Origin of the sequence: Nocardia sp. NPDC060220 (genome assembly GCF_042727815.1) — a bacterium.
Taxonomy (GTDB): domain Bacteria; phylum Actinomycetota; class Actinomycetes; order Mycobacteriales; family Mycobacteriaceae; genus Nocardia.
In genome coordinates this window covers 1-4266 of sequence record NZ_JBHWZY010000610.1, presented here as the reverse complement: position 1 = coordinate 4266, position 4266 = coordinate 1, and the positions used below count along the sequence as shown (strand labels likewise).

General features: G+C 66.9%; 4 protein-coding genes. All 4 read left to right on the top strand.

Annotated elements, in window-relative coordinates; translation table 11 throughout:
* Nucleotides 1-1278, top strand: a 1278-nt coding sequence (gene lpdA / locus ACFWF3_RS26230) for a dihydrolipoyl dehydrogenase (protein WP_379315986.1), incomplete at its 5' end; no start/stop codon positions are given.
* Between the two features lie 10 nt (nucleotides 1279-1288).
* Complete coding sequence (gene pdhA / locus ACFWF3_RS26225; protein ID WP_379315984.1) at nucleotides 1289-2386, top strand: pyruvate dehydrogenase (acetyl-transferring) E1 component subunit alpha; 1098 nt, start codon at nucleotides 1289-1291, stop codon at nucleotides 2384-2386.
* A 19-nt stretch (nucleotides 2387-2405) separates the two neighbouring features.
* Nucleotides 2406-3389, top strand: a complete 984-nt coding sequence (locus tag ACFWF3_RS26220; RefSeq protein WP_379315982.1) for an alpha-ketoacid dehydrogenase subunit beta — start codon at nucleotides 2406-2408, stop codon at nucleotides 3387-3389.
* Between the two features lie 26 nt (nucleotides 3390-3415).
* The coding region (locus tag ACFWF3_RS26215; protein WP_379315980.1) for a 2-oxo acid dehydrogenase subunit E2 at nucleotides 3416-4266 on the top strand (851 nt) is incomplete at its 3' end.

The window sequence follows — 4266 nt, the reverse complement described above, 5'->3', positions numbered from 1 at the left end:
GTCTTCCAGACTCTCACCACCGCAGCGGAATTCGGCGTTCTCGCCGACAATGTGCGCTACGACTTCGGCGCGGTGCGCCAGCGCAAGGACTCCATCGTCAAAGAACTGACCGACGGTGTAGCCGGCTTGCTGAAGGCCAACGGTGTCACGGTCATCGAGGGTCATGCCCGGTTCGTCGAACCGACTGTCGTGGAGGTCCACGAAGTCGGCGCCTCACCGATCTTCGACGGCGGCCCCCGCTACGCCGCGCCCGCTGGAACGGCGATTCGCCGGGTGAACGCGCGCGACGTGATCGTCGCGACCGGTTCGGTCCCCGCGCGGCTACCGATCCCGGGCGCGGGATTGCCCGGCGTCGTCACCTCCGACGGCGCGTTCGGGCTGACCGAGGTACCGCGACGGTTGGTGGTCATCGGCGGCAGCGCGGTCGGCGCGGAATGGGCCAGTCTGTTCGCCACGTTCGGCAGCCAGGTCACGGTCGTGGAGATGCAGGACCGCCTGGTTCCGTTGGAGGACAAGGAGATCGGCGACGCACTCGGCCGCTCGTTCCGCAAGCGTGGCATCACCGTCCTCACCGGCGCCACCGTCACGGCGATCACCGAGGGCGACGCGCTGCGGGTATCGGTCGGCGGCCCAGCGGCACAGGAACTCGACGCCGATGTCGTCCTCGTCGGCGTCGGGCGACGCCCCAACACCGCCGAACTCGGTCTCGATGTGGCCGGAATCGCCACGGACGCGCGCGGTTTCATCGAGGTCGACGACCGACTTCGAACCGGCGTCGAGCACGTCTACGCCATCGGCGACGTGACCGGCCGGGCCCTGCTCGCCCACGTCGCCTCCCACCAGGGCATCACCGCGGCCGAGGTGATCGCCGGGCACGACACTCACATCGACTACACGGTCATCCCGGCAGCGACGTTCACCCACCCGGAGATCGCGAGTGTCGGTCTCACGGAGGAGGCCGCTCGCGCGGCAGGCCACGAGGTGATCACCGCCAAGTTCCCGTTCGCGGCACTGGGCCGGGCCAAGACCTTCGGCGAGACCGAGGGGTTCATCAAAATCGTGGCGGGGCAAGCGCATCAGGAGGTGCTCGGCGTGCACATCATCGGCCCGTCCGCCAGCGATCTGATCGCCGAGGGCGCGTTGGCGATCTCGCTGGAAGCCACGCTCGACGAGTTGGCCGACACCATCCACGCCCACCCCACTCTCGGCGAAATCGGCATGGAGGCGGCCATGGCCGGACTCGGACTGCCGGTACACATCGCGCCACGCAAGCGTTGAGGAGCTCGACATGACCACGACCACCGCGCGGAGCAAGCCTGCCCGCAAGCCGGCCGAAACCACCACGCCCGCTTCGGATGTCGACTCCGCTGTCGCGGCCGAGAATCCCGAGACCCTGCGTGGTCTCTACCGCGACATGCTGTTCATCCGGCGCTTCGAGGAGCGCACCGCACAGAGCTACCAGCAGGCCAAGATCGGCGGCTACTGCCATCTCAACCTCGGCGAAGAAGCCACGGTCGTCGGCCTGGGCGCGGCGATGCGCCCCACCGACTACCTGTTCACCAACTATCGCGAACACGGATACGCACTGGCCAAGGGCATCGAACCGGGCCGCGTGATGGCGGAGCTCTACGGCCGCTCGACCGGCACCTCCAAGGGGTGGGGTGGCTCGATGCACATGTACGACACCGCGACCCGGCTGCTGGGCGGCTACGCCATCGTGGGCGGACAGGTTCCCCTGGCGATCGGCGCGGCGCTGGCTATCGACTACAACGACGGCGACGACGTCGTGGTGTGCCAGATGGGGGAGGGCACCACCAATATCGGCGCCTTCCACGAGTCGCTCAATATCGCGGCGCTGTGGCGGCTGCCGGTGGTGTTCCTGGTGATCAACAACCAGACCGGCATGGGGACCACGGTCGAGAAGTCCTCGGCCGAACCGGATCTGTGGAAGCGCGCCGCGGCCTATCGCATGCGCGGGGAGCGGGTGGACGGTACCGATGTGCTGGCCGTGCGCGACCTGGCGAGCGAACTCATCGAAGGTGCCCGCCGGGAGGGTAAACCCGCACTGCTCGAAGCGGTGAGCTACCGGCTCAAGGGTCATTCGGTGGTCGACCCCGCCAAGTACCGCAGCACCGAAACCGTTGCCACGGTGCGTGAACACGATCCGATCGTGTTGTGGCAGCGGCGTTTGCTCGCCGCCGGTGTGCTCACCGAAGCGTCGCTGGCCGATCTCGACCGTGAGGTGGCCGACGGTGTCGCCGCCGCCGTCGAATTCGCCGACGCGAGCCCGCATCCGGAGCCGTCGAGCCTGTTCGACTACACCTACGCCACCCCGGTGCCGGGCGATTCCCGCCGTCTGCCTGCCGATCCGCTCTTCACCCACTGAGGACTCCACTGTGCCTGTCATGACCTATCGCGAAGCGCTGCGCGAGACCCTGCGCGAAGAGATGCAACGCGATGACGACGTTTTTCTGATCGGTGAGGAGATCGGCGTCTTCGAAGGCTCCTACAAGATCACCGCCGGTCTGCTCGAGGAGTTCGGCGAGAAGCGAGTACGCGACACCCCCATCGCCGAGGAAGGTTTCGTCGGTGCGGCGATCGGCGCCGCGATGCTCGGATTGCGCCCGGTCGTGGAGATCATGACGATCAACTTCTCGCTGCTGGCGCTGGACCAGATCGTCAACCACGCCGCGAAGATCTACGGCATGTTCGGCGGGCAGACCAATGTGCCCATGGTGATCCGGACTCCCGGTGGCGGCGGACAGCAACTCGGGGCGACGCATTCGCAGAACATCGAGTTGTACTACGCCTTCGTGCCCGGTCTGAAGGTCGTGGCGCCCAGTACTCCCGCTGATGCGCGGGCGCTGCTCAAGGCCGCGATCGCCGACGACGATCCGGTGTTGTTCCTGGAGAATCTGTCGCTCTACAACACCAAAGGCGAAGTGCCCGAGGATCTTCCGCCTGTCCAGATCGGCAAGGCGGCGGTCACCCGGGAGGGTACCGACATCACGCTGATCGGCTATTCCCGGATGGCCACCGTCGCGACTGAGGTCGCGCAACGTCTTGCCGGCGAGGGGATTTCGGTGGAGGTGATCGACCTGCGCAGCTTGCGTCCGCTCGATCGCGACACCATCGTGGCCTCGGTCCGCAAGACCGGGTGCGCGGTGATCGGCGAGGACGACTGGCTCACCTACGGCATCGGCGCGGAAATCGCGGCCTCCATCTCCGACGGTGCCTTCGACTATCTCGACGCGCCGGTCCGCCGTGTGGCGATGGCCGAGGTTCCGCTGCCGTATGCCAAGCCGCTGGAGAAGCTCGCCTTGCCGTCCGCGGAATCGCTCTATACCGCCGTGACGGAAACCTTGGCCGCTGTCGGCCGGCGGCGCTGAGAACCAGGAACAGGACGGACAAGACCATGCCCGAAATCGTCATGCCCCGGCTCTCCGACACCATGGAGGACGGCGTCGTCTCCGCCTGGCTCAAGCAGGTCGGCGACCAGATCACCCGCGGCGAGATCGTCGCCGAGATCGAAACCGACAAAGCGCTGATGGAACTCGAAGCCTACGACGACGGAGTGCTCGAGAAGATCCTCGCCGAGCCGGGCGTTCGGGTCGCGATCGGTGAGCCGATCGCGATCGTCGGCGACGGCACCACCTCGACGGCGGATTCCGGTGCCGCTGCTGCGGTGACGCCATCCGTTGCCGTGCCGTCCGCTGTCAACTCTCCTGCCAGAGACTCTGCACCACAACGTAGTTCGCACAATGAGCCCGTCTCGGTCTCGCCGAGGGTCGTGGTCAAGTCCTCACCGCTCGCTCGCAAGATCGCCCGCGAGTTGCAGGTCGATATGGACTCCGTCGTGGGTACCGGCCCTGGTGGGCGGGTCACCAAACGAGACGTGGAGGCGGCCCACAGCGTCGCGGCGCCCGCTGACATCTCGACACCGTCGCCTGAGGCGAGTGCGGTTGCCGTGCAGTCTGTTCCGGCGTCAGGGGAGTTCGAGGAGGTCGCGCTGACCAACATTCAGCGCGTATCGGCAACTCGGCTCACCGAGAGCAAGCAGCAGGCACCGCACTTCTATCTGACCAGCGCGATCGACGTGACCGAGCTGTTCGCCTTCCGCGCGCGGATCAACGCCACCCTGGACGCGGCGGGCGAGAGCAAGGTCAGCGTGAACGACCTGCTCGTCAAGGCGGTCGCGACTGCACTGCGCAAGGATCCCTCGGTCAACGTGAGTTTCGCGGGCGACAAGCTGTTGCGCCACCAGGG